Origin of the sequence: Rhodococcus (subgen. Prescottella) equi, assembly GCF_003013675.1 — a bacterium.
Classification (GTDB): Bacteria; Actinomycetota; Actinomycetes; order Mycobacteriales; family Mycobacteriaceae; genus Prescottella; species Prescottella equi.
In genome coordinates this window covers 2,749,405-2,772,750 of sequence record NZ_CP027793.1, presented here as the reverse complement: position 1 = coordinate 2,772,750, position 23,346 = coordinate 2,749,405, and the positions used below count along the sequence as shown (strand labels likewise).

General features: G+C 68.6%; 20 protein-coding genes. 9 read left to right on the top strand and 11 right to left on the bottom strand.

All coding sequences use genetic code 11. From position 1 onward, the window contains the following. Positions 1-41 precede the first annotated feature (41 nt). The gene (locus C7H75_RS12985) at positions 42-575 is read left to right on the top strand and encodes a hypothetical protein (protein WP_064058886.1); all 534 of its coding nucleotides are present in this window, start codon (positions 42-44) and stop codon (positions 573-575) included. Then, the gene (locus tag C7H75_RS12980; protein WP_106851432.1) at positions 572-1,192 is read left to right on the top strand and encodes an RES family NAD+ phosphorylase; all 621 of its coding nucleotides are present in this window, start codon (positions 572-574) and stop codon (positions 1,190-1,192) included. The genes C7H75_RS12985 and C7H75_RS12980 overlap by 4 nt, the downstream gene beginning before the upstream one ends. A 42-nt stretch (positions 1,193-1,234) precedes the next feature. On the opposite strand, the gene C7H75_RS12975 is transcribed toward C7H75_RS12980, so the two are convergent. Next, positions 1,235-1,930 (bottom strand): helix-turn-helix transcriptional regulator, encoded by a 696-nt coding sequence (locus C7H75_RS12975; protein WP_081187622.1) that lies wholly within the window; start codon positions 1,928-1,930, stop codon positions 1,235-1,237. 72 nt (positions 1,931-2,002) lie between these two features. Between C7H75_RS12975 and C7H75_RS12970 the strand changes: the two genes are divergently transcribed. The 3 genes from C7H75_RS12970 to C7H75_RS12960 all read left to right on the top strand — a co-directional run bounded on the left by C7H75_RS12970 (position 2,003) and on the right by C7H75_RS12960 (position 5,456). Beyond that, positions 2,003-2,746 (top strand): alpha/beta fold hydrolase, encoded by a 744-nt coding sequence (locus C7H75_RS12970; RefSeq protein ID WP_106851431.1) that lies wholly within the window; start codon positions 2,003-2,005, stop codon positions 2,744-2,746. A gap of 84 nt (positions 2,747-2,830) precedes the next feature. Beyond that, a complete protein-coding gene (locus C7H75_RS12965; protein ID WP_106851430.1) occupies positions 2,831-3,442 on the top strand; it encodes an AAA family ATPase in 612 nt (203 codons plus the stop codon). Positions 3,443-3,560: 118 nt separating this feature from the next. After that, on the top strand, positions 3,561-5,456 hold the full coding sequence (locus C7H75_RS12960; RefSeq protein WP_069854830.1) for an alkyl/aryl-sulfatase: 1,896 nt from the start codon (positions 3,561-3,563) through the stop codon (positions 5,454-5,456). A 6-nt stretch (positions 5,457-5,462) separates the two neighbouring features. On the opposite strand, the gene C7H75_RS12955 is transcribed toward C7H75_RS12960, so the two are convergent. The 3 genes from C7H75_RS12955 to C7H75_RS12945 all read right to left on the bottom strand — a co-directional run bounded on the left by C7H75_RS12955 (position 5,463) and on the right by C7H75_RS12945 (position 8,886). Further along, complete coding sequence (locus C7H75_RS12955) at positions 5,463-6,311, bottom strand: ABC transporter ATP-binding protein (RefSeq protein ID WP_013416087.1); 849 nt, start codon at positions 6,309-6,311, stop codon at positions 5,463-5,465. Beyond that, entirely contained in the window at positions 6,308-7,303 is a 996-nt protein-coding gene (locus C7H75_RS12950) for a FecCD family ABC transporter permease (protein ID WP_226347398.1), read from the bottom strand. The genes C7H75_RS12955 and C7H75_RS12950 overlap by 4 nt, the downstream gene beginning before the upstream one ends. Positions 7,304-7,407: 104 nt before the next feature. After that, positions 7,408-8,886: a FecCD family ABC transporter permease gene (locus C7H75_RS12945; protein WP_081184902.1), complete on the bottom strand. Its 1,479-nt coding sequence runs from the start codon at positions 8,884-8,886 to the stop codon at positions 7,408-7,410. Between the two features lie 171 nt (positions 8,887-9,057). Here C7H75_RS12945 and C7H75_RS12940 point away from each other — a divergent pair, with 171 nt between their 5' ends. Both C7H75_RS12940 and C7H75_RS12935 read left to right on the top strand, forming a co-directional pair. Then, positions 9,058-9,789, top strand: coding sequence for a hypothetical protein (locus C7H75_RS12940; RefSeq protein ID WP_064078736.1), 732 nt, complete (start codon positions 9,058-9,060; stop codon positions 9,787-9,789). A 291-nt stretch (positions 9,790-10,080) separates the two neighbouring features. Further along, a complete protein-coding gene (locus C7H75_RS12935; protein ID WP_013416083.1) occupies positions 10,081-10,542 on the top strand; it encodes a PaaI family thioesterase in 462 nt (153 codons plus the stop codon). 11 nt (positions 10,543-10,553) lie between these two features. Here C7H75_RS12935 and C7H75_RS12930 read toward each other — a convergent pair whose 3' ends face one another. The 3 genes from C7H75_RS12930 to C7H75_RS12920 all read right to left on the bottom strand — a co-directional run bounded on the left by C7H75_RS12930 (position 10,554) and on the right by C7H75_RS12920 (position 14,981). Beyond that, a complete protein-coding gene (locus tag C7H75_RS12930) occupies positions 10,554-11,927 on the bottom strand; it encodes an NAD(P)/FAD-dependent oxidoreductase (RefSeq protein ID WP_081184900.1) in 1,374 nt (457 codons plus the stop codon). 151 nt (positions 11,928-12,078) lie between these two features. Then, positions 12,079-13,452, bottom strand: coding sequence for an MFS transporter (locus C7H75_RS12925; RefSeq protein ID WP_005513132.1), 1,374 nt, complete (start codon positions 13,450-13,452; stop codon positions 12,079-12,081). A 503-nt stretch (positions 13,453-13,955) separates the two neighbouring features. Then, positions 13,956-14,981, bottom strand: a complete 1,026-nt coding sequence (locus C7H75_RS12920) for a tyrosine-type recombinase/integrase (RefSeq protein WP_233281758.1) — start codon at positions 14,979-14,981, stop codon at positions 13,956-13,958. Positions 14,982-15,411: 430 nt separating this feature from the next. On the opposite strand from C7H75_RS12920, the gene C7H75_RS12915 reads away from it, so the two are divergent. Then, positions 15,412-15,645, top strand: coding sequence for a metallothionein (locus tag C7H75_RS12915; RefSeq protein WP_013416081.1), 234 nt, complete (start codon positions 15,412-15,414; stop codon positions 15,643-15,645). 1,163 nt (positions 15,646-16,808) lie between these two features. Here the strand turns inward: C7H75_RS12915 and C7H75_RS12910 are convergent. From C7H75_RS12910 to C7H75_RS12895, 4 genes are read right to left on the bottom strand one after another with little or no spacing between them, the layout of a single operon-like run. After that, positions 16,809-19,199 (bottom strand): ATP-binding cassette domain-containing protein, encoded by a 2,391-nt coding sequence (locus C7H75_RS12910; protein ID WP_106851428.1) that lies wholly within the window; start codon positions 19,197-19,199, stop codon positions 16,809-16,811. 49 nt (positions 19,200-19,248) lie between these two features. Then, a complete protein-coding gene (locus tag C7H75_RS12905; protein ID WP_106851427.1) occupies positions 19,249-19,860 on the bottom strand; it encodes a VOC family protein in 612 nt (203 codons plus the stop codon). Between the two features lies 1 nt (position 19,861). Further along, positions 19,862-20,272: a VOC family protein gene (locus C7H75_RS12900; protein ID WP_175280034.1), complete on the bottom strand. Its 411-nt coding sequence runs from the start codon at positions 20,270-20,272 to the stop codon at positions 19,862-19,864. A 10-nt stretch (positions 20,273-20,282) separates the two neighbouring features. Continuing rightward, positions 20,283-20,723, bottom strand: a complete 441-nt coding sequence (locus C7H75_RS12895) for a helix-turn-helix transcriptional regulator (RefSeq protein ID WP_013416077.1) — start codon at positions 20,721-20,723, stop codon at positions 20,283-20,285. Between the two features lie 87 nt (positions 20,724-20,810). Between C7H75_RS12895 and C7H75_RS12890 the strand changes: the two genes are divergently transcribed. Continuing rightward, a complete protein-coding gene (locus C7H75_RS12890; protein WP_106851425.1) occupies positions 20,811-23,339 on the top strand; it encodes a glycoside hydrolase family 65 protein in 2,529 nt (842 codons plus the stop codon). Positions 23,340-23,346: the final 7 nt, after the last annotated feature.

Sequence of the window (23,346 nt, the reverse complement as noted above, 5' to 3'; positions counted from 1 at the left end):
AGGGTGTGGTTGACAAGGTTGACGCGCGAGAGGGCTGGGCCATGACGACACGGGCATCGCTGATCGAGCAGGAGCACGAGTTGATGGCGCTGTTGAAGCAGCGGGTACACGACACGTTCGCCGCGGCCGCCGAGGCCGGAGTCCCCGCCGAGACGTTCGCCGATGTCGAGGCGATCGCCGACGCCATGTCCGCGGCGTTGCCCACCAGTCACGTGTACGACCAGATCGTGGGTCCCTTCTACGACACCGCGGGACTGACCCGGTGGTGGCGGGTGAGTCGGCAGGCGGTCAGCAAGAAGGTCGCGACCAACGCGGTCATCGCGTGCCGATTGGACGACGGCCAATGGGTGTACCCGACCTGGCAGTTCACCGATGGCGGCGCCGTGCACCCGGCACTCGTCGAGGTGTGGCGCATCCTGCGCGCCGCCGCGGACCCATGGACGGCCGCGCTGTGGCTGTGCACCCCGCAGGACGGGTTGGACGGCCGGTCCGCGGCCGACTGGCTCACCGGGGGCGGGCCGATCGACCCGGTCCGGGCCGTCGCCCGCGCCGACGCGCAGCGGTGGGCTGCATGACCCGTGAGGTAATCGCGCTCGGCTCGCCCGAAAACCGTTCCCTCACAGGATTCCCCACCTGGTCGTTGACCAGCCGCCGGCAGCTGTGGCGCGGACACAAGGCCGGCAACGGTCCGTGGTGGTTCGCGTCGTCGGGGCGAGGCCGCTTCGATCTCGTCGAACCGCGCGGCACCTGCTACGTCGCGTTCGACGAGCGCACCGCGATCCGGGAGACGGTCGGCGAGGTGCTCGCGACCGCCGGCATCATCTCCCGCGAGTTCGCCGACGAGCGGGTGCTGTCCCGCCTGCGCATCCCCGCCCGCCGGACCCTGGCCGACACCTGCGCCGAGGCGGCCGCGGACTACGGACTCACCCGCGAATTGTGCACCGTCACTCCGTACACGATCCCGCAGCAGTGGGCTGTCGCGCTCGCGCGATCGTGCGACGGCCTGCGCTACCAGACCCGGTTCACCACCGGCACGGCCGCGAACGCGGCCGCACTGTTCGACGACGCGGGCGCGGGGGAAAGCTGGGCTGTGGACGACGCCCCGGAACCGTTCGCGGCCGCCGCGCGCCGCTGCGGGTTCGCCGTCGGGTCGGTGCCGCGCACCGTACGGATCGTGCAGCCGCCGGGTTGACCGACCGTCCGGCGGGCCGGTCGCAGACGCCGATCGAGCGCCTCACTCGCCGTGGCCGTTCACGGGGCGGGCTGTCGGGGGAGGCGTGCCGATCTCGTCGATGCCGTGGCCGCTGCACGGGATGCGGGTCGCAGTGGCGTGCTCGATCCGGGGCACGAGGAACCACCGCATCTCACTGCGCAGTCGGCACCACCCGATCAGGTACCACTGCCCGTTCCTGGCCGCGAACATCACCGGTTCGACGTCCCGGGTGGTCGTGTCGCCGTCGCGGGAGGTGTAGCGGATGCGCACCACATGCTGCTCGGACATCGCTTCCTCCAGCGCCGACTTGATCGTGCGCGGCGTGGGAGGGGCGTCGACCCAGATGCGACCGGCGAGCTCGTCGGCCTTCGCCCGGGTCCGCGGATCGAGTACGTCCATGATCTTTCGGACGCCGGCCGCGGCGAGATCGGCGTAGGGGGCATCGGGTGCGGCGGAGACCGCCGTCAGCAGCGCCACCGCCTGCGCGGGGGACAGGCTCACCGGTGGCAGGGTGCTTCGGGCAACCAGCCCGTAGCCGCCGCCGGGGCCCGGGCGTGACCAGAGCAGCGCGCCACTGTTCTCGAGCGCGGCGAGGTCTCTCTTGACCGTCCGCACGGACACACCGAACTCGGTGGCGAGTCGTTCGGCGGTGCATCCCCGTGGTCCGCTGCGGCGCAGCATCTCGGACAGGGCGTGGAGCCGCTCGGCCCTCTTCACTGCTCAGCCCGACGAAAAATCATGCCAAAATGGTGACATACCGTTGTCCAGCAGGCCTGAGAGCATCGTCGTGTGACGACAAACGCGAGTAACCCGACCCTCATTCTGATCGGCGGCCACTGGCTGGGCGCCTGGGCGTGGGACGAGGTGCTTAAACACCTCACTGCCGATGGGTGGCGCGCCCTCCCGATGACGCTTCCCGGGCTCGACGGACAGGACCCCGACCGTGCATCCAGGACGCTCGACGACCAGGTTGCCGCGATCGAACGGATTCTGACCCAGGTTTCGGCCTCCACGGCCCGGCCGGTGGTCATCGTGGCGCACAGCGGAGCCAACGCGCCGGTGAGTCTCGTCCTCGATCGGCATCCTGAACTCGTCCGCCGAGTGGTGTGGGTCGACAGCGGCCCCGTCGCCGACGGCAGTGTCTTCGCCCCGGATACGCCCGAAGACCTGACCGAGTTCCCACTGCCGCCGTTCGAGGAGCTCGGTCGGCAGGCCAGCCTCGAGGGCCTGAGCGCCGAGGCACTCGAGCGCTTTCGCGACAGGGCCGTTCCGGAACCGGGCCCAGTGCTGCGCCGACAAGTGACGCTCACCAACGATGCGCGTCTCGCTGTCCCGACCACCCTGGTGTGCTGCTCGATCCCGAGCGCGCAGGTGCTGGAGTGGGCCGACGCGGGCCACCCCATGTTCGCCGAGGTGTCGAAACTCGACCACGTCGATGTCGTCGACCTCCCGACCGGGCATTGGCCCATGTGGAGCCGGCCCGGCGACCTCGCCCGCATCGTCGCCGCAGCAGCGACGTCACCGGTCGACTGATCTCAGGAGGCCCATCGCATACGCGGTTCTGCGGCGGTCGTCTCGGTGGGTGGCTCCCCGAACGTCCACCGCTACGCTCGGCCCATGCTGGTGTGGATCAACGGCGCCTTCGGTGCGGGTAAGACGCAAACCGCGTTCGAGTTGCACCGTCGGATCCCGGGCTCGCACGTGGCCGATCCCGAACTCATCGGATTCGCGATTCACAAGATGCTGCCGGCGGCCGCGCGGGACGACTTCCAGGACCGAGCCCAGTGGCGGTCGGCGGTCATTGCCACCCTCGCCGACGCGGTGGCCGCGGACGCCGGTCCGGTGATCGTGCCGATGACGTTGGTGAACTCCGACTACTTCGACGAGATCACGACCGGCCTGGCGGCAGAAGAGGTGGACGTGCGGCACTTCACGCTCGTCGCATCGCCCGAAACGCTCCGGCGTCGGCTCCGGACGCGCGGCGGGCACTGGCTCGGGCGCGCCGTCGGCCGAGACGAAACCTGGGCCATGCAGCAGATAGACCGGTGTGTGACCGCACTCGCCGCCGACCGATTCGCAGAGCACGTCGACACCGACACCCGAACCGTCGACGAGATCGTGGAGCACCTGGGCGACAGGCTGAATCTGCAGCTCGAACGCCCTCGCCTGCATCCGGTGCGCTTTCAGTTGCGCCGGGCGGCGGTCGGGATCCGACACGTCAGGTTGTGAGACGGGCTGCCGAGCGTCGGACTGCGCCTGTTCACCCGTGCCGGGTGAGGCGTCGACCGCGCCCGAGATGTCACGCTGCGACTGCGTTCGGATACAGCGGTGCGGCGGAAGGGAACTCATGACCGATCAGGGACAGGCCACGGCGACCGTGCAGGCCCGGCACGCGGAGTCGCTGAAGGTGATGCCGTTCGACGAGGACCAGGACTTCGCCGACGCGCAGCGCGGCTTCGTTGCCGCGCTGGAGCCGGGAGTCGTGAAGAACGCCGACGGTGCGGTGGTCTGGGACAGTGGCTCGTTCGCCTTCCTCGACGAGGACTGCCCCGAGACGGTTCATCCGAGTCTGTGGCGTCAGTCCCGGCTCTGCGCGATGCAGGGCCTGTACGAGGTCACCGACGGGATCTATCAGGTCCGGGGCCTGGACCTGTCGAACATGACGCTGGTGGAGGGCGACACCGGGGTGATCGTGATCGATCCGCTGATCTCCGAGGAGACCGCGGCCGCGGGTCTGGCCCTGTACCGCTCGCACCGCGGCGACCGTGCCGTGGTGGGGGTGATCTTCTCGCATTCGCACATCGACCACTTCGGCGGCGTCAAGGGCGTCACCACCGCCGAGGACGTCGCGGCGGGCCGGTGCCCGATCCTGGCCCCGGTCGGGTTCGTCGAGCACGCGGTGGCCGAGAACGTCTACGCGGGCACGGCGATGGGGCGGCGGGCGGCCTACATGTACGGGGCCGCTCTACCGCGCGGACCGCTCGGCGCCGTCGGCGCGGGTCTGGGCCCCACCACCTCCACCGGGACACCGACCCTCCTCACTCCGACCGTGGACATCGACCACACGGGACAGACCGCCACCATCGACGGGGTCCGCATCGAGTTCCAGATGACGCCCGGCACCGAGGCGCCGTCGGAGATGAACTTCTACTTCCCGGACCGCCGGGCACTGTGCATGGCGGAGAACGCCACCCACACGCTGCACAACCTGCTCACGTTGCGCGGCGCACTCGTGCGTGACCCGCACGTGTGGTCGAAGTACCTCACCGAGTCGATCAACCGGTACGCGGCGCACTCGGACGTGCTGTTCGCGTCGCACCACTGGCCGACGTGGGGTACCGAGCGGCTCACCGAGTTCCTGTCGCTGCAACGCGACCTGTACGGGTATCTGCACGATCAGACGCTGCGGGCCCTCAACCAGGGCGCAACCGGTATCGAGATTGCCGAGAACTTGGAGCTGCCACCGGCGGTGGCGCGGGCGTGGCACACGCACGGCTACTACGGGTCGGTCAGCCACAACGTCAAGGCCGTCTACCAGCGCTACATGGGCTGGTTCGACGGCAACCCGGCCACCCTGTGGGAGCATCCTCCCGTCGATGCGGCGAGCCGGCACGTCGAGTTCATGGGCGGCGCCGACGAGGTGGTGGCGAAGGCCCGGAAGTCGTACGCGGAGGGCGACTTCCGCTGGGTCGCGCAGGTCCTCAACTACGTGATCTTCGCCCAGCCGGATCATGCCGAGGCGCGGACGCTGCAGGCGGACACCCTGGAACAGTTGGGCTTCGGCTCGGAGAACGGGACGTGGCGGAACTTCTTCCTCATGGGCGCCTACGAGCTGCGCAACGGGCCGGTGGGCACGCCCACACGGACGGACGCCCCGGACATCGCAGCGGCCCTGTCGGTGGAGCAGGTCTTCGACGCGATCGCGCTGCGCATCGACGGGCCCCGCGCATGGGCCGCCGACATCACCATCGACTGGCGGATCACCGACGAGGGCATCGACCACCGCACCCACCTCCGGAACGGGTTGCTCGTGCACTACGACCTCGACGGTGAAGCGTCCGAGCCCGACGTCCGCCTGTCGCTGTCCCGCCCGGACCTGATCGCCGCCGTCGTCGGGGGCAGCGACGTTGCCGGCATGGTCGGCGCGGGCCGGATCGGGGTCGAGGGCGACGCCGCGAAGCTCACCGAGCTGATCGGCTACCTCGACGCCCCGGATCCGGATTTCGCGATCGTCACGCCCTGACGAGACTCACCGTTCGCGGTGCGGGCCGCCCACCGCGCCGTACACGTGCCGGGTACCGATCGGGACGATCAGCGGACGATCCGAGACCGGGTCGTCGATGACGGTGGCCTCGAGCCCGAAGACGTCCGCGAGGAGTTCGGCGGAGATGACGTCCTGCGGCTTGCCGGACGCGACGATCCGGCCTTCGGACATGACGATCAGATGATCGCTGTAGCGGACGGCGAGGTTGAGATCGTGGAGCACCATGATCACGGTGCGGCCCATCTCCTCGTGCATCCGGTCGACCAGGTCGAGTACCTCCACCGAGTGCGACAGATCGAGGTAGGTGGTGGGCTCGTCGAGCAGCAGGATGTCGGTGCCCTGCGCGAGCGCCATCGAGATCCAGGCCCGCTGGCGCTGGCCGCCGGACAGCTGGTCGACGGGACGGTCCGCGAGGTCGGCGACGCCGGTGAGGGCCAGCGCGTGCGCGACCTCGGTTTCGTCGTCGGACGACCACTGCCGGATCCACGACTGGTGCGGGTGCCGGCCCCGGGCGACGAGGTCGGCGACGGTGAGCCCCTCGGGGGCGACGGGGGCCTGCGGCAGCATGCCGAGCGTGCGGGCCACGTCCTTGGTGCGCATGGTCGTGATGGCCTTGCCGTCGAGCAGGACCGTGCCCGAGCGCGGCTTGAGGAGGCGGCCGAGCGCGCGGAGCATCGTCGACTTGCCGCAGCCGTTGGGGCCGATGACGGTCGTGATGACGCCGCTGGGGATCTCGACGTCGAGTCCCTCGACGATCACCCGGTCGCCGTAGCCGAGGGTGAGGTTCTCGGCGACGAGGCGCGGCGCGGGAGCGGGGTGAGCCGTGGTGGTCATGCCGAGACCTTCCGGTTGTTGCGGACGAGCAGATACAGGAGGAACGGGCCGCCGAGCGCCGACGTCACGATGCCGACGGGCAGTTCGACGGGCAGGATCGTGCGGGCGATGATGTCGCTGCCGACGACGAGCACCGCGCCGGTGAGCGCCGACGCGATGATCGGCGGGCCGGGGGAGCGGACCAGGCGCATCGCGACCTGCGGGGCGGCGAGCGCGACGAAACCGACCGGGCCGGCGGCAGCGGTGGCCACGGCCGCGAGGATCACCGACGCGAGTAGCAGCTTCGCCTGTGCGGACTGCTGCCGGACGCCGAGCGAGCGGGCGTTGTCGTCGCCGAGGCGCAGTGCTCCGAGGGTGAACGTCGCGATGATCGCCCAGCCGCCGATGATCGCGAGTGCGATCGCCACCGGCCACACCTGGCCCCACCCGGCGCCGTTGATGGACCCGTTGAGCCAGACCTTGGCGCGGGAGACGTCGTTGATGTCGGCGGAGATGAGCAGCCACCCGGTGACGGCGATGAGCATGGCGTTGATCCCGATACCGATCAGGATCAGGCGGTAACCCTCGACACCGTTCCGCCATGCCAGCAGGTAGATCACCGCGGCGGTCAGCAGGCCACCGGCCAGTGCCGCCAGCGGGATGCCGAGTGTCGCGAGCAGACCCACGAACGAGCCCCCGCCGCCGAGCACGATCAGCGCGACCGCCGCCGCGCTGGCGCCCGAAGTGATGCCCAGGATGTCGGGGCTCGCGAGCGCGTTGCGGGCGATCGACTGGGTGATGGCTCCGGAGATGCCGAGCGCGATGCCGATCAGGACCGCGACCAACGCTCGCGGGAGGCGCAGATCCATGACGATGAACCGCTGCACCTTGGAGCCGCCGCCGAAGAGGACGTTGGTGACCTCCGCGATCGACAGCGGGAAGTCGCCGCGGCCGATGCCGATGCACACGAGCAGGAAGAGCAGCACCAGCAGGGCCACGTTCACGACGATCATGAACGGTCGCAGTACCAGGGACAGGGGACCGATGCGCAGCGCCGGGCGGGACGGCACCTTGGCGCTGTCGCCGGCCGCGGATTGGGGCAGAGAATTCAGGACGCTCACAGGCTGGCCAGCTTCCTGCGCCGCACGAGCGCGATGAAGAACGGGGCGCCGACCACGGCCAGCACGATGCCGACCTGCAGTTCGCCGGGACGGACCACGACGCGGCCGATGACATCGGACATCACCAGCATCAAGCCGCCGAGCAGTCCGGCGTACGGCACCAGCCAGCGGTAGTCGGGACCGGTGATGGCCCGGGCCACGTGCGGGACGACCAGGCCGATGAACGCGATCGGACCGCAGGCCGCGGTCGCCGCGCCGGTCAGCAACGTGATCGCGACGATGCCGATCGTGCGGGACATTGCGATGTTGGTGCCGAGCGACCGGGCGACGTCCTCGCCGAGGCTGATCACGTTGAGGCTGGGCGTGCTCGCGATCGCGATCACCAGGCCGACGATCAGGAACGGCAGCACCTGCCAGAAGATGTCGAAGCCGCGGCCCGCGACCGAGCCCACGACCCAGAAGCGGTAGCCGTCGAGCGTGGTCTGATCGAGGATGACGACGGCGTTGGTCATGGCCTGGAGGAAGAACGCGACGGCGGCACCGGCGAGCGCCAGGCTCAGCGGACTGGCTTTGCCGTTGCCGATCGACGACAGCCCGAACACGGTGATCGAGGCGAGCGCCGATCCCGCGAAAGCGAACCACAGGTACTGGCTCGGCGCGGTGAGGCCGAATGCGTAGATCGCGATGACGACGAGGAAGGCCGCACCGGCGTTGAGGCCGAGCAGACCGGCGTCGGCGAGCGGGTTGCGGGTATGTCCCTGGATCAGGGCACCCGCGACTCCGAGGGCGATGCCGACGACGAGCCCGAGCAGCGTCCGCGGAATCCGCAACGTGTGGACGATGATGTCGGTCTCGCTGTCGGTGGACGAGAACAGCGCGTGGAACACCTCGGCGAACGACAGTGGCCGCGCGCCGACGGCGACACTCGCGAACAACACGAGCACCAGCAGGGCGGCGAGTACTGCCAGGCCGAGGAGTCTGCGGCGGCGGACCGCCGCGAGCGAGGAGTCCGGCACGACCGGCGTGAACCCGTCGGCGCGGGCGGTCGCCTCGTGGACCACCTCCGTGCCGGACGAGCGCCATGGCCGTCGGTGCAGCGCGCGCCGCACTCCGATCGGAGCACCAGTCGCGGCGTCCCGGGTGACGAGGCTGCACCAGCCCTTGCCGACGGTGGTGCCGGCATTGCCTTCCCGGAAGCCGCGATTCCACACCAGCAGGGCCACCGCGATCAGCAGTGCGGCGCCTCCGAACACGACCCGGTCGGCCTGGCCGCCGCCCTTCGCGTCGCCGAGGGAGTCGACGAGGTACCAACCGATGACGATCGGGATGGCCACGACGCCGAGATCGAGCAGGTCGGCCAGCAGTCGACGGGACCGGGGCGCCGGGCCTTCCGGAATCACTTCCTTGCCGTATGCGCTCGGCACACGGTGCTTCGACGCATCCGAGGTCACGTCCGGGAGGCGGGTCGTCGACACGTGCAGGGTGCTCCTATGAGAGGTAACGCTATCGAGCGTCAGGTTACGGAAGCCTAACCGAACGCGCGAGGGCGGTATCCGCTGTGCGGCACATGTGGACCCCTCGGTCGCATCATAGGTAAGGGTAGCCTACGCTTCTGTTGATCAACTCGAACTCTCGATGGAGGCACGATGGCCGCGACTGCGCATATCCAGTTCAGTTCGGAGACGACAGCGCTCGACGCCTCGTGTTGCCGCCTACGGGAGATCTCTCCCGACTACCCCCGCGTGTACGCCGTCGCGACCATGGCCCATCAAGGCAAGCGGCGCTGGTGGCCGATCGCGTCCTGCGTCGCCGGCTCCGACCATCAGCCGGCGCATCGCGTGGACCGCATGTTCGCGCGCGTGCTGGAGGATCTGCATTCGCCCGATGCCGCCGCCCTTCAGGTGGCCGCTGCGCTGGTGCACGCGATCGTCGGACGCGTCGCCGCTCTGGTCGTGACCGAGGGGAGGGCGTGGGATCCCGGAGTCGACAACCTGTGGGTCCACATGGACAGCGACAACGGCATCGACTGGGCCGCTGTCGTCGACACCACGCTGCGGGTGCTTCCCGACGACGAGCTGGCGCACACGCGGGGAGTCGTGACGCTCCCGTGCGAGCGTGCGCTCCACGTCTGGACCGCGCATCGATGCCTTACCTCACTCACCGCGGTGCGCCGCGCGCTCGAGCTGTGCGCTCCGGTCGACACGTCGCGCTTCGCGATGCTGGTGGCGGATGCAGTGCTGAGTGCGGTGACGCGGATCCCGTTGGCGACGGGAATGTCGAATGCGGTGGCGGTACGCCGCGGTCAGGGTCTGCTGGACGCGTTCGAGGCCGCGGGCATTCCGGTGCGCACCCGCACGGCCCTGGCGATGGCCTGCTGAACGGGTTGCGAGATTAGGGCAGCCTTTCCTATAATCGAGACATCGAAACGCTGGACCGTGCCGGAGTCCTGAGGGCTGCAGTGACTCCCGGTCCCTTCCTCGGCGGGTTCCGCGCACAACGCGCGGAACCCGCCGAATTTTTTTGTCCGCGGGCAGGCCCCCGACCGGGGCTCGCCACCGACTCCGGTGGGTCGCGCGTGCGGCGTCGACACGGGTGGATCACTATGACGAGGTACATATTCGGTCGACGGCCCGTATCCGGGCCGTCCGTGTGAAGCGATGGAGCAGGTCATGGCGAGCGATGCAGAGCGGGCACTGGGGTTGAGCGACGGATCCGACCCCGCCGAGGTGAACGCCTTCCTGAACAAGGGCTTCGGCGAGGCGCTCGGGCTCGAATTCACCGAACTGACCGCGGACCGCGTCCGCGCCCAGTGGAAGGTGACCCCGGCGCTGTACCAGCCGTGGGGCATCATGCACGGCGGCGTCCACTGCGCGGTGATCGAATCCGTCGCCAGCATCGCCGCCAGCCTCTGGCTCGGCGACAAGGGCCACGTCGTCGGTGTCAACAACAACACCGACTTCCTGCGCGCGTCACGCGAGGGCACGCTCTACGCCGAGGCGAACCCCGTGCACCGCGGTCGGACCCAGCAGCTGTGGGCCGTCACCGTCACCGACGAGCAGGACCGTCTCGTCGCGCGCGGCCAGGTGCGCCTGCAGAACATCACCGAGACGTCGGCGCTCGGCGGCAAGTGACCCGAGCGGATTCAGCCCGCTTCGCGTGATTCGGTCGCGTGACGCGTTCGATTCTGCTCCTGCAGGACGTCGATCGCGTTGCGCGCGAACACCTGCTGCTCGGTCGAGGCCATCTGGGCGCGGCCGCGCCCGAGGAAACTCACCGTCCACGAGATCACCGTCGACAAGCGACTCCGGAAACCGATCAGGTACATCAGATGGATCACGAGCCACATGATCCAGCCGATGAAGCCACTGATCTCGAGCTTGCCGACCTTGGCGACGGCGCTGTGCCGCGAGATCGTCGCCATCGACCCCTTGTCGAAGTACTTGAACGGCTGTCGATCCTGCGGTTGCGCTCCGTCGAGCCCCGCCCGGATCTCCTTGGCCGCGTACTTGCCACCCTGCATCGCGACCTGGGCGAGGCCGGGCAGCTTGTCGAGGGACATCATGTCGCCGATCACGAACACGTTCGGGTAGCCCGGCAGCGTCAGGTCCGGATTGACGTGGACGCGACCGGCCCGATCGACCTCCGCGCCCGTCTGCTCGCCCAGCTGTCGGCCCAGCGGACTGGCCTGCACGCCGGCCGACCACACCTTGCACTGGGCCTCGATCCGCGTCTCGTTGCCGTCCTTGTCCTTGACGACCAACCCGTTCACGTCGACGTTGGTCACCATCGCGTTCAGCTGGATCTCCACGCCGAGCTTCTCGAGTCGCTCGGCGGCCTTGCGGCTGAGCTTGCCGCCGTACACGGGGAGCACGGCCGGCGCGCCGTCGACGAGGATCACCCGGGCGTCACGCGGATCGATCCGCCGGAACGCTCCGGCCAGCGTGCGGTTCGCGAGTTCGGCGATCTGGCCGGCCATCTCGACGCCCGTGGGCCCCGCACCGACCACGACGAACGTGAGCAGGCGACGCCGTTCCTCCGGATCGTCGGACAGCTCGGCCTGCTCGAAGGCGCCGAGGATGCGGCCGCGCAACTCCAGCGCGTCGTCGATCGTCTTCATACCCGGTGCGAACTCGGCGAAATGGTCGTTGCCGAAGTACGACTGCCCGGCGCCCGCCGCCACGATGAGCGAATCGAACTCGGTGACGGTTTCGCGTTCGAGCAGGCGGGAGGTGACCTTGCCTGCAGCGAGGTCGATCGACTCCACGTCGCCGAGCAGTACCTCGACGTTCTTCTGCTTCCGCAACACCATCCGGGTCGCCGGCGCGATGTCGCCGACCGACAGGATGCCGGTGGCCACCTGGTACAGCAGGGGCTGGAACAGATGATGGGTGGTTCTGGCGACCAGGGTGATGTCCACGTCCGCGCGTTTGAGCGCCTGCGTGGCGAACAGGCCGCCGAAACCGGATCCGATGACGACGACTCGGTGCCGTTCGGGTCGTGCCGAGGGGTTGCTCATCCCACGCTCCTCGAAGCTCGTCGAAACGTGCTGTCTCTTGTCACCGTAGCCGCCACCCGGTCCATCGTCCTGCCAACTCGGCGGACCTCCGGATACGACGATGGGCGGTGGGAGAACCCACCGCCCATCGCGGAATGTCACAGCCCGTGCGTCATGCGTCCTTGAAGACGCTGCCGCGGCGGATCAGGAAGGTGAAGCCGAACGTCACCAGGCCCAGGACGACCATCATCGTCGCCACCGTGTTGAGGCCGCTGACAGTCGGCGCCACGCCCCCGGCCGCAGTCGCGGACGACGCCAGCAGCATCGTCGCGATCGAGGTGCCGATGCCCTGACCACCGGTGCGCAACACCGAGTTGGTTCCGGTCGCCTCGCTGGTGTTGCTCTCCGGGACGGCTTCGACGATCAGGTTCGGCAGCGCCGTGTAGGCGAACGCCGTGGCGACCGAGACCGTGATGATCATCGCCACCATGCCGACCACCGAGTCGTGGAAGACGATGAGCATCGCGCTGCCGAGCGTGAACAGTGCCGTGCCGAGCAGCATCGAGGCCCGAGCTCCCACGGCCCGCGAGATGCGTCCGCTGAGCGGGGTGCAGACGAAACCGAACATCGAGCCGATGAACGACAGCCAGCCGGCGTTCGTGGCCGAGATACCGAGACCGAACGGCGCCGTGGTGGGTGACTGCAGGATCATCGGGATGATCATGGTGCTGATACCCATCGGGCCCACCGCGATCGCCATGGTCGCGACCATCGTCAGGGCGACCTTGCGGTCGGTGAACAGGCGCACGTTGACGATCGGATCCGTCACCCGCAGCTCCCACAGCACCCACAGCGCCAGGACGACGAGACCACCGATGATCAGACCCAGGGTCTTGATGTCGGTCCAACCCCACGCGCCGGACTTGTTGATACCGAGCAGCACCGCCGCGATGGCCGGCGCGAACGCGATCGTGCCGAGGTAGTCCACCTTCTGCGTGGTGCCCGTCGGCGGACGCCACGGCAGGACGAACAGCACCAGGAGCAGCGCCAGCACCGCGTACACGGCGGCGACGACGAAGATCATGTGCCAGCTGGCGTGGTCGAGCATGACGCCGGCTACGAGCAGGGACGCCGATCCGGCCGCGACCGCGGAACCCGAGATGATCGCGATCGCGACGGGAACCTTCTTCGCCGGCAGGTGTTCGCGGGCGAGCCCGATGCACAGCGGCAGGATCGCACCCGCCACGCCCTGGATGGCGCGGCCGACGATGATGCTGCCGATGCTGTCACCGATCGCGCTGATGAACGAGCCGATCGCGGCGGCGCCGAGGAGCACGACCAGGACGCGCTCACGTCCGTACATGTCGCCGAGGCGGCCGCAGACCGCTGCCGAGGCGGCTGCGACGAGGAGGAACGCCGTGACGGCCCAGCCGACCGTGGCCGCGTCGCTGTGGAACTCCCGGATGAACGTCGGGATGGCGGCGTACACCATCGACGTCTCGAATGCGCTGATGATCTCGACCAACACGAGGACGGTGATGATCACCCAAGCCGGTCGCTGCCGGTTGTACCGCCCACGGCCCGTGGCGGCGGGGACCGCGGACGGACCGCGGGTATCTGCAGTAGCTGTCACTGAAGTAGTTGTCCAGACTCTTGACTCGCCCGAATGCCGGGCTGTGCTGCGTGAATTCGAAAATCCGCGAGATCGTCGCGTTTACACGGATTCCGGCGGCCGTGGGTGGGCTGGTCCTGTTCCGTTGGTCACAGAGTGTGGCGCGTCACTGAGGGGGCATCGGAGTGATGTGCACTGAGTGGGACCGATGGGTGACCGGCGCAACACAGCGGACCTGGGGAAACGGGGAAACTGCCTGGTAGCGGGCCTGAGCAGCGGATGGCCGACACGGCGGCGTGGTCCCGTTCAACGGGACGCCCTGTCCGCTCCGGGTCGTCTCGTGCGTAGCGGATACCGCGACCGGACGATCGGTCCGAGTGTCTCAGGGAAAGGCACCCGATGAGGGCGGAACAGCTGAAATCGGTGAAAACAAACGGTCAGGCCCCATCGAGGAACCGGTACAGGGGATTGCGGGCGGCGGCCTCGCGCACGCCGGTACCCGCCCCCTCGGTGTACACCTGCGTCGTGTTCATGGACTCGTGCCCGAGCATCCGCATGAGCGTGAAGATGCTGACGTTCTCGTCGGCCATGTTGGTGGCGAACGTGTGGCGGAACTGGTGCGTCAGCGCACCCTTGGCGCGCTCACCGTTGATCCCTGCCCTGCGGTAGGCGCGCAGTACCCGGTATTGCAGTGTGCCCCGCGTGATCCGGGTCCCGTCCGCACCGACGAACAGGGGATCGGTGGAACGGAAATGCTGCCACGGCGTGGCGCCCGAGGGCACGCGGCGCTTCGTGGTCTCCGGGAACCGCGCGATGCGCGACTCCAGATAGCCGGTGAGCGTCGCCACCAGGGCGGGCTCCGCGGTTGCCACTCGCTCTTTGCTGCCCTTGCCTCGCACCCGGATGACGCGCGCCGAGCCACCGCCCGGATCAGGAGCGCTGCGCACGTCGCCGAGATCGACCGCGATCAGCTCCGACGACCGCATTCCCGTCAGCAGAGCCGTGAGGATGATGGCGAAGTCCCGCTCGCCCCACGGCCGGACCCCGTCGGTGTCGTCTTCCTGCAAGGTCTGGATGAGCCGCGTGACCGCGTCCGCCGGCAACGCCTTGGGGATGCGTTTGGGCGCTTTCGGGCGCAGCACCGCAGACATCGGGTTGGCCACGATCGTGTCGATCGAGAACAGGTAGTCGCACAGCGTGTTCCAAGTGGACCAGCAGCGGCGGATCGACGCGACCTCGTGCGTGGCGGCGAACGAAGCGAACGCCTGCTGCATGGAGGGTTTGGTGATCGCTTCCACGGACAACGCGGATACGGGCACCCCGGTCTGTTCGGAGAGGAACCCGCTGATCGCCGCGAAATCCTGGCGGTACGCCTTGAGGGTGTGCGGGGACGGCTTCGCCGTGCTGCGATGCAGCAGGAATTCGGCGAACCAGGCCTCGAGTAGTCGTCGATCGTCGCTCACGTGGGCCTGCTCCAATGTCCTTCCGCGGCTGCGTCGTGCGCGGAGCCGGGGCGGGCTCGCGTCCGAACAAGCTTATCGGCAGGCTACGACAACGAGCGGCGGCGCCGGGGGACGACGTAACTTCGCTTCCCGGCGAACAATTCGCGCACGACGGATCGCGGGACGGACAGGCTTCACCCTCGATTTCACCCCATTGCGCCTTTTCCTGACCGCACGGTATGGATATTTTGAAGGAGGTCAGGCGCACCCCCCGACGTGTGCCTGACCATCTACTTCCGGAACCCCCGCCGCAGACTCATCGCGGCGGGGGTTCCGTCGTTCTCGGCCGGTGTCGCCGATGCATGGAGCGCGGTGGTTGCGGGTAGCCCGCCAAGTGCAGGGCCCCCGGCGGCACGGTGCCAGTCGGGCGCGGCCCGGGTGGAGGCGTGTGATGGCGAAATGTGAGACGTGCGGCAACGACTATGACAAGACCTTCACGGTGGTGATGGGGGACCGGCGTGGAGTGTTCGACAGTTTCGAATGCGCCGCCCACGCGATGGCGCCGGTGTGCGCCCACTGCGGCTGCCGGATCCTCGGGCACGGCGTGGAGGACGAGAGCCGCATCTTCTGCTGTGCGAACTGCGCGCGAACCGCCGGCCACGAGCAACTCGTCGACCGCGCCTGACGAGAGGCATGGGGCGCCCCGGGTATGCGCCGAGCGGGGAGGGGAGTGACCGAGGACTCGGCCGCGGACGTGCACTGCCGACTTCTGGATCGGCGGCGGCCGCCCGGGCTTGGGCGGGTTCGTGCAGGCAGCGGGATGCGGCGTCATCACGGCGACGCAGCCCAGCGGGACGGTGGATATCCGGGTCGCTCGGGGTGAGCCGGCGCAGAACGTCGGGGATCGCGAAACCTTCTCGCGGACATGGATATTCGTCATTATCCATGACGGTGGTGGAGGTGTCCGCCGGAACCGGCGGGGCAGCGTGGTCGGATCTCATGACACAGTACAGCGACCGGTGCGGATGCGCTGCGCGGATTGCGTACGCGATGTCGTGCTTGTGCGCGGGCGCGTTCTCACCGGGTGTCGTCGCAGAGCGCAGGCGTCTGGGCGACGCCGCCGACTCGGATGCACGATATCGGGCCATGAGCGTCGGTGGCCGTCCGGCGTCGGGGCCGCCTGTGAGTGGTACCGAACCGCGGTGGGTGGGCCGCCGCGCGCAGGTTGACGTCCCGCCCGCGCAGTTGTGCACGCGGGAGGCCAGGATCGCGCGGGGTCCGTCGGACCGCGTGTGTGGGCCGACGCTGCGTGCGCAAGCTGGCCCACACTGGCTGCCGATCAGGATCCACCCGGCTTCCGTGGGGAGCCCCGAATCTCGATTACTTGACATAATGTGGATTATCGGCGAAACGGGAAGCTGGGATAACGCGGCATGAATATCGCGGATGAGCCCGCCGGACTTCACGATTCTGCCTGCGCAGCCGGATCGACCTGATGGCAACTGCGAGACCGAACCGCGCCGCCGTGTGGTCGGCTGCGCGCTGCAGGTGTCCGGCACGCACGCCCGGGCGGATCGCAGGCACGCGCCGTGCGCAGCCGGCATCGTCACCGAGTGGCCGCACCGGGTAGCCAATGCTGCCCGGCTGTCGAGATCCGCCGATCCTTCGGGACGGCTGATTCGACCCCGCCGTCCATTGCCATGCCACGTCTGCGCCGTCCGAGTCGAGTTCGCGGCGCATCGGCGGGCCCTCCGGTGGTCGACCCCGTCCGCTGGGCGCTCTCCTGCCGTCCCGGTAGCTACCCATCAATACGTCACAGTGACGTATTGATGGGTAGGACGTGGATGCTCAACTACCGACGTACTCCGCGAGATGCTTGCCGGTGAGGGTCGAACGGTCCGCGATGAGGTCCGCGGGCGTGCCCTCGAAGACGATGCGGCCGCCGTCGTGGCCGGCGCCGGGACCCAGATCGATGATCCAGTCGGCGTGGGCCATGACAGCCTGGTGATGTTCGATGACGATGACCGTCTTACCGGAGTCGACGAGCCGGTCCAGCAGGCCGAGCAGATTCTCGACGTCGGCGAGATGCAGACCGGTCGTCGGCTCGTCGAGGATGTAGACGTCGCCCTTCTCCCCCATGTGTGTCGCGAGCTTGAGGCGTTGGCGCTCGCCGCCGGACAGTGTGGTGAGCGGCTGACCGATCTTGATGTAGCCGAGCCCGACGTCCACCAGACGTGCCAGGATCTTGTGGGCGGCAGGTAGTTTCGCGTCCCCGGCGCCGAAGAATTCCTCGGCCTGGGCCACCGACATGGTGAGGACCTCGTTGATGTCCTTGCCGCCGAACTTGTAGTCGAGCACTTCGGCCTGGAACCGCTTGCCCTCGCACACCTCGCACGGCGTGGACACACCGGCCATCATCGCCAGGTCCGAGTACACGACGCCGGCGCCGTTGCAGTTGGGGCAGGCGCCCTCGGAGTTGGCACTGAACAGACCCGGCTTGACACCGTTGGCCTTCGCGAATGCCTTGCGGATCGGCTCGAGCAGGCCCGTGTACGTCGCCGGGTTGCTGCGGCGTGAGCCTTTGATCGCGCCCTGATCGATCGAGACCACACCGTCCCGGCCCACCACCGAGCCGCCGATGAGCGAGCTCTTTCCGGATCCGGCGACGCCGGTGACCACGGTGAGCACCCCGAGCGGAATGTCGACGTCGACGTCCCTGAGGTTGTGGGTGTCGGCGCCTCGCACCTCGAGGGCGCCCGACGCCGTCCGGACCGAGGTCTTGACCGACGCGCGGTCGTCGAGGTGTTTGCCGGTGAGGGTGCCGGACGTGCGCAGTTCGTCGACGGAACCTTCGAACACGATTTCACCGCCCTCGGTCCCGGCGCGCGGCCCGAGGTCCACGACGTGGTCGGCGATCGCGATGGCCTCCGGCTTGTGCTCGACGACCAGGACTGTGTTGCCCTTGTCGCGCAACTGCAGCAGCAGGTCGTTCATCCGCGCGATGTCGTGTGGGTGCAGGCCGATGGTGGGTTCGTCGAACACGTAGGTGACGTCCGTGAGTGACGAGCCGAGATGTCGGATCAGCTTGGTGCGCTGCGCTTCTCCGCCGGACAGTGTGCCGGCGGGTCGGTCGAGGCTGAGGTAGCCGAGCCCGATCTCGACGAACGAGTCGAGTGTCTCCCCCAGCGATTTCAGCAGTGGGGCCATCGACGGCTCGTCGAGGCCACGGACCCACTCGGCGAGGTCGCTGATCTGCATGGCGCAGACGTCGGCGATGCTGAGCCCGGCGATCTTGGAGGACCGTGCCTCCGCGCTCAGGCGGGTGCCCTCGCAGTCGGGGCAGGTCTGGAAGGTGATCGCGCGGTCCACGAATGCCCGGATGTGGGGCTGCATCGCCTCCCGGTCCTTGGACAGGAACGACTTCTGGATCTTCGGGATCAGGCCCTCGTACGTGACGTTGACCCCGTCGACCTTGACCTTGGTGGGTTCCTTGTACAGCAGGTCGTTCAACTGCTTCTTGGTGAACTTGGCGATCGGCTTGTCGGGGTCGAAGAAGCCGCAGCCGCGGAAGATCCGTCCGTACCAGCCGTCCATGCTGTAGCCGGGGATGGTCAGCGCCCCCTCTTCGAGGGACTTGCTGTCGTCGTACAGCGCGGTGAGGTCGAAGTCCGAGACCTTGCCCATGCCCTCGCACCGCGGGCACATGCCGCCGGTGATCGAGAAGCTGCGCCGCTCCTTGACGGTGCGCCCGGACTTCTCGACGGTGACCGCCCCGGCGCCGCTGATCGATGCGACGTTGAACGAGAACGCCTGCTGCGAGCCGATGTGCGGTTGCCCGAGACGGCTGAACAGGATGCGCAGCATCGCGTTGGCGTCGGTTGCGGTGCCGACGGTGGAGCGCGGGTTGGCGCCCATCCGTTCCTGATCGACGATGATCGCTGTGGTCAGGCCCTCGAGGACGTCGACGTCCGGCCTCGCCAGGGTCGGCATGAAGCCCTGGACGAAGGCGCTGTACGTCTCGTTGATCATCCGCTGCGATTCGGCGGCGATCGTGGCGAAGACCAGGGAGCTCTTACCCGAGCCGGACACTCCGGTGAACACGGTCAGCCGACGCTTCGGCAGCTCCACGCTGACGTTCTTGAGGTTGTTCTCCCGCGCTCCGTGGACGCGGATCAGGTCGTGGCTGTCGGCTGTGTGCCGCGCCGGTGACTGCGTGGCCGGCCGGGCGGTCGTGGTCATCGTGTCTCCCTCTGTGGTGTGCGGCCTCCATGTCTACCGGAGGGTGCCGTCATCGCGCGGTGGTCTCCCACATGAAGCCGTCCAGGTCGGTGAAGGCCGGGAGGTCGCTGCCGATGGTGATCCCGTGGGCGCCGGTTCCGGGCTCCGCGACTCCGGCATCCTTGGCGAGGGCGCGACGCCCGTACAGCGCCAGTTTGACGGTGCCTGGTTCGGTGGCGAACTCGACGTACTTGCGTCCGTAGCTCTTCGCCACCTCCAGACCCCGGTCGACGTAGAACTGCTTGCTCGCCTTGACGTCGTCGACGCCGAGCAGCAGGACGATGTCGTCGAACCGTCGTTCGGCAGGCCCGGTGTTCTTCTTCGACGACGTCGCGACCTTCCAGATCGCCCCGTCGGGGGCCTGTACGACGCCGCCGTACCCCCACAGGCTCTTCTTCACCGGTGTCAGAACGGTGGCGCCGCCGCCGAGTGCGGCCTCGACGAACGCGTCCACGATGTTCGGCTGGGACACCACGAGCGAGAGGGTGTAGCCGCGGAACCCGGTGCCGGGCGTCGGCGCCTCGGCGACGGACACGTGGGCGTCGACCCCGAGTTGGTTGTAGAAGGACTTCGCGGCCGACGTGTCCGGTACGTCGAGGGTGAGGGATCCGATGGTGACCATGTCAGCGCACCTCGTTGATGCGGAGCAGGTTGCCTGCGGGGTCACGGACGGCGAAGTCGCGGATGCCGTAGGGCTGCTCGATCGGTTCCTGGACGATTTCGGCGCCGTCGGCCGCGAGCTTCTCGAAGGTGCCGTCGAGGTCGGGGGTGGCGAGCGTGAGGATCGCGTAGGTGCCCTTCGCCATCATCTCGGTGATGGTGCGGCGCTCGTCGTCGGTGATGCCGGGGTCGGCGGCCGGCGGATGCAGTACCAGCGAGGTGTCGGGCTGGTCGGGGTGGCCGACGGTGATCCAGTACATGTCGTTGTATCCCACTTCCTTCCGGACCTCGAACCCGAGGAGGTCGCGGTAGAAAGCGAGGGCCGCGTCGCGGTCGGTGTGCGGGAGGAAGGCGGAGTGAATGGTGATGTTCATGACGATCACGCTAGGCGGGGCGTGAGGTCTGCGCTTCTCGATTCCTGATCGGTCTGGTGACGTGCTTGGCCACGCACGACGGCATCTCCTCGTCGGCGCGCACCTGGTCGCGATACGCGCTGGGCGAGATGCCGACGAGTTCGGTGAAGCGGGTGCTGAAGGTGCCCAGGGACGAGCATCCGACCTCGAAGCACACCTCGGTGACGCTCAGGTCGCCGCGGCGCAGCAGTGCCATCGCGCGTTCGATGCGGCGGGTCATCAGGTAGGCGTACGGCGGTTCGCCGTATGCGCGTTTGAACTGGCGGCTGAGGTGCCCGGCGGACATGTTGACGCCGCGCGCCAGCGCCTCGACGTCCAGCGGTTGCGCGTACTCCCGGTCGATCCGATCCCGGACACGGCGTAGCTGCGCGAGGTCGCGCAGTTGTTGTTCTGCGACGGGTCTGCTGGCCACGTGCGTGATGCTGCCACGTCGGGTCGCGGCTTGCCCAGGGCTCCGCACATCCGGCCGGGGCGCGGGTTCGCGTGGGAGAATGACGCCGTGTCCGCCGTCGGTGCACGACCCGATCCCGGGTGCGACCTGTGTTCGCTCACGGCGTCGGACGGGGACAGCGGGGCGTGGCTGCTGACGTATCTCGGGTTCGATCCCCTCGTGGAGGGCCGGCGCGAGGCGCTGCTCACGCTCGCGAACGGTTACCAGGGCGTCCGGGGTGCGCTGTCGGAGTCCCACGCCGACGGGGTGCACTACCCCGGCGCGTACGTCGCCGGCTGCTACAACCGTCTCGACTCGATGATCGACGACGTCCGGCACGAGGACGAGAGCATCGTCAATCTGCCGAACTGGGTGGGCGTGACGTTCCGGATCGACGACGGGGCGTGGTTCTCCCCCGGGGGCGGCGACGCCGTCGCTCACCACCATGTGGGTCTGGACGTCCGGGGCGGCCTGTTGCTGCGGGAGACGGTGCTGGTCGACGCGGCGGGACGCCGGACGCGGTTGCGGCAGCGTCGCCTCGTGTCGATGGCGGACCCGCATCTCGGGGTGGTCGACACGCTGCTGCGGCCGGAGAACTGGTCCGGCCGGCTGACCATCCGGTCGACGCTGGACGGGACCGTCCGGAACACGAACGTCCCGGATCTGGCCCGGTTCGCGGATCGGCATCTGACCGAGGTGACGACGGGGCCGTCGGGCACGGATGTGGTGTGGCTGCATGCGGAGACCAGCCAGTCCCGTCTCCGCATCGCGCAGGCGGCCCGCACGCGGGTGCGGATGGACGGGATGTTCGTCGAGGTCGACCGGCGCCGCGGTTTCGAAGCGGACGCCGTTGCCGACGAGATCTCCCTGACCGTCGAGGCGGGCCGGAGTATCGAGATCGAGAAGACGGTCGCGATGTTCACCTCGCACGATCGGGCGATCTCGGAGCCGGGGCTGGCGGCGCGGGAGGCCGCGCAGGGTGCGTGCGCGTTCGAGCGCATCCTGGCCGATCACGTGGCGGCCTGGGCGTCGCTGTGGCGGCGGTTCGAGGTGGCCGTCGACGCCGATGTGCGCACCCGGCTGGCGGCGAACGTACAGATTTTCCATGTGCTGCAGACGCTTTCGCCGCACACCGCGGATCTCGACGTCGGGGTGCCGGCCCGAGGACTGCACGGTGAGGGATATCGCGGGCACATCTTCTGGGACGAGATCTTCGTGTTCGGGTTCCTGAATCTTCGGTTGCCCGAGCTGACCCGGGCGCTGCTGCTGTACCGGTTCCGGCGACTGCCGCAGGCCCGCAGGTTGGCCCAGGCTCAGGGCCTGCGGGGAGCGTTGTTCCCGTGGCAGAGCGGGAGCGACGGCCGGGAGGAGACACCGCGACTGTTCTTCAACCCTCGTTCCGGCCGCTGGATGGCGGACCACTCGCGGCGGCAGTACCACGTGGGGCTCGCGGTCGCCTACAACGTGTGGCACTACTGGGAGGCGTCCGCGGACCTGGGCTTCCTCGCGAGTTTCGGCGCCGAGATGCTGGTGGAGAACGCGCGGCTGTGGGCGAGTCTGGCGGTGTACGACCCCACCGACGATCGGTTCGACATCCGCGGGGTGATGGGTCCGGACGAGTTCCACGACGGCTATCCGGATCGGCCGGGCGGCGGCATCGACAACAGCGCGTACGTCAACGTCATGACGTCGTGGGCCCTGGCCCGGGCGCTCGACGCCTACCGGATCCTCGGTGAGAACGAGGCTGCCGGCGTGTGGGAGCGGCTGTGTGTGACGACCGAGGAGATCGAGCACTGGGACTATCTGCGACGGCGGTTGCGGTTGTGTTTCCTCGACAACGGGTTACCGGCCCAGTTCGAGGGGTACGAGTCGCTGCGCGAACTGGACTGGGCGGGCTACCGGGCCCGGTACGGGAACATCGGCCGGCTGGATCTGATCCTCGAGGCCGAGGGCGACACCTGTCGGCGGTACCGCGCTTCCAAGCAGGCGGACGTGTTGATGCTGCTGTACCTGTTCTCGGCCGAGGAACTGGCGGCGCTGGTGCGCGACATGGGCTATCGGTTCGATCCGGGGTCGATCCCGGCCACCGTCGAGTTCTATCTGGCGCGGACGTCGCACGGGTCGACGCTCAGCCGGGTGACGCACGCGTGGGTGCTAGTTCGGGGTGATCGGCGCGGGTCGTGGCAGATGCTCGGTGAGGCACTCGAATCGGATCTGTCCGACACGCAGGGCGGCACGACCCGCGAGGGCATCCATCTGGGCGCGATGGCGGGCAGCATCGACATCCTGCAGCGCTGCTATTCCGGTTTCGAGATCCGTGGCGGAGTTCTGCGGCTGCATCCGCAACTGCCCGACGAGCTGCGAACCCTCGAGTTCGACATCCGCTATCGCGGGCACTGGATCGACGTGCGGTGCGACCACGCGTCGGTGACGGTTTCGACGCGCCGCAGTCAGGCTGCGCCGATCCGACTCGACATCGACGGCACCGAACACGTCCTCGCGTCGGGCACCCGGGTGCGGGTGCCGCGCGGACCGGACGGCAGGTCCCGCACCGACGCCGTCTTCGATGGCACGCTGGAGCCCACACCGGACGCGTGAGGAGGTT

Coding starts and splice junctions, on each gene's coding strand:
- C7H75_RS12985 (WP_064058886.1), top strand. CDS start 42: ATGACGACACGGGCATCGCTGATCGAGCAGGAGCACGAGTTGATGGCG.
- C7H75_RS12980 (WP_106851432.1), top strand. CDS start 572: ATGACCCGTGAGGTAATCGCGCTCGGCTCGCCCGAAAACCGTTCCCTC.
- C7H75_RS12965 (WP_106851430.1), top strand. CDS start 2,831: ATGCTGGTGTGGATCAACGGCGCCTTCGGTGCGGGTAAGACGCAAACC.
- C7H75_RS12960 (WP_069854830.1), top strand. CDS start 3,561: ATGACCGATCAGGGACAGGCCACGGCGACCGTGCAGGCCCGGCACGCG.
- C7H75_RS12955 (WP_013416087.1), bottom strand. CDS start 6,311: ATGACCACCACGGCTCACCCCGCTCCCGCGCCGCGCCTCGTCGCCGAG.
- C7H75_RS12950 (WP_226347398.1), bottom strand. CDS start 7,303: ATGATCGTCGTGAACGTGGCCCTGCTGGTGCTGCTCTTCCTGCTCGTG.
- C7H75_RS12940 (WP_064078736.1), top strand. CDS start 9,058: ATGGCCGCGACTGCGCATATCCAGTTCAGTTCGGAGACGACAGCGCTC.
- C7H75_RS12935 (WP_013416083.1), top strand. CDS start 10,081: ATGGCGAGCGATGCAGAGCGGGCACTGGGGTTGAGCGACGGATCCGAC.
- C7H75_RS12930 (WP_081184900.1), bottom strand. CDS start 11,927: ATGAGCAACCCCTCGGCACGACCCGAACGGCACCGAGTCGTCGTCATC.
- C7H75_RS12915 (WP_013416081.1), top strand. CDS start 15,412: ATGGCGAAATGTGAGACGTGCGGCAACGACTATGACAAGACCTTCACG.
- C7H75_RS12910 (WP_106851428.1), bottom strand. CDS start 19,199: ATGACCACGACCGCCCGGCCGGCCACGCAGTCACCGGCGCGGCACACA.
- C7H75_RS12905 (WP_106851427.1), bottom strand. CDS start 19,860: ATGGTCACCATCGGATCCCTCACCCTCGACGTACCGGACACGTCGGCC.
- C7H75_RS12900 (WP_175280034.1), bottom strand. CDS start 20,272: ATGAACATCACCATTCACTCCGCCTTCCTCCCGCACACCGACCGCGAC.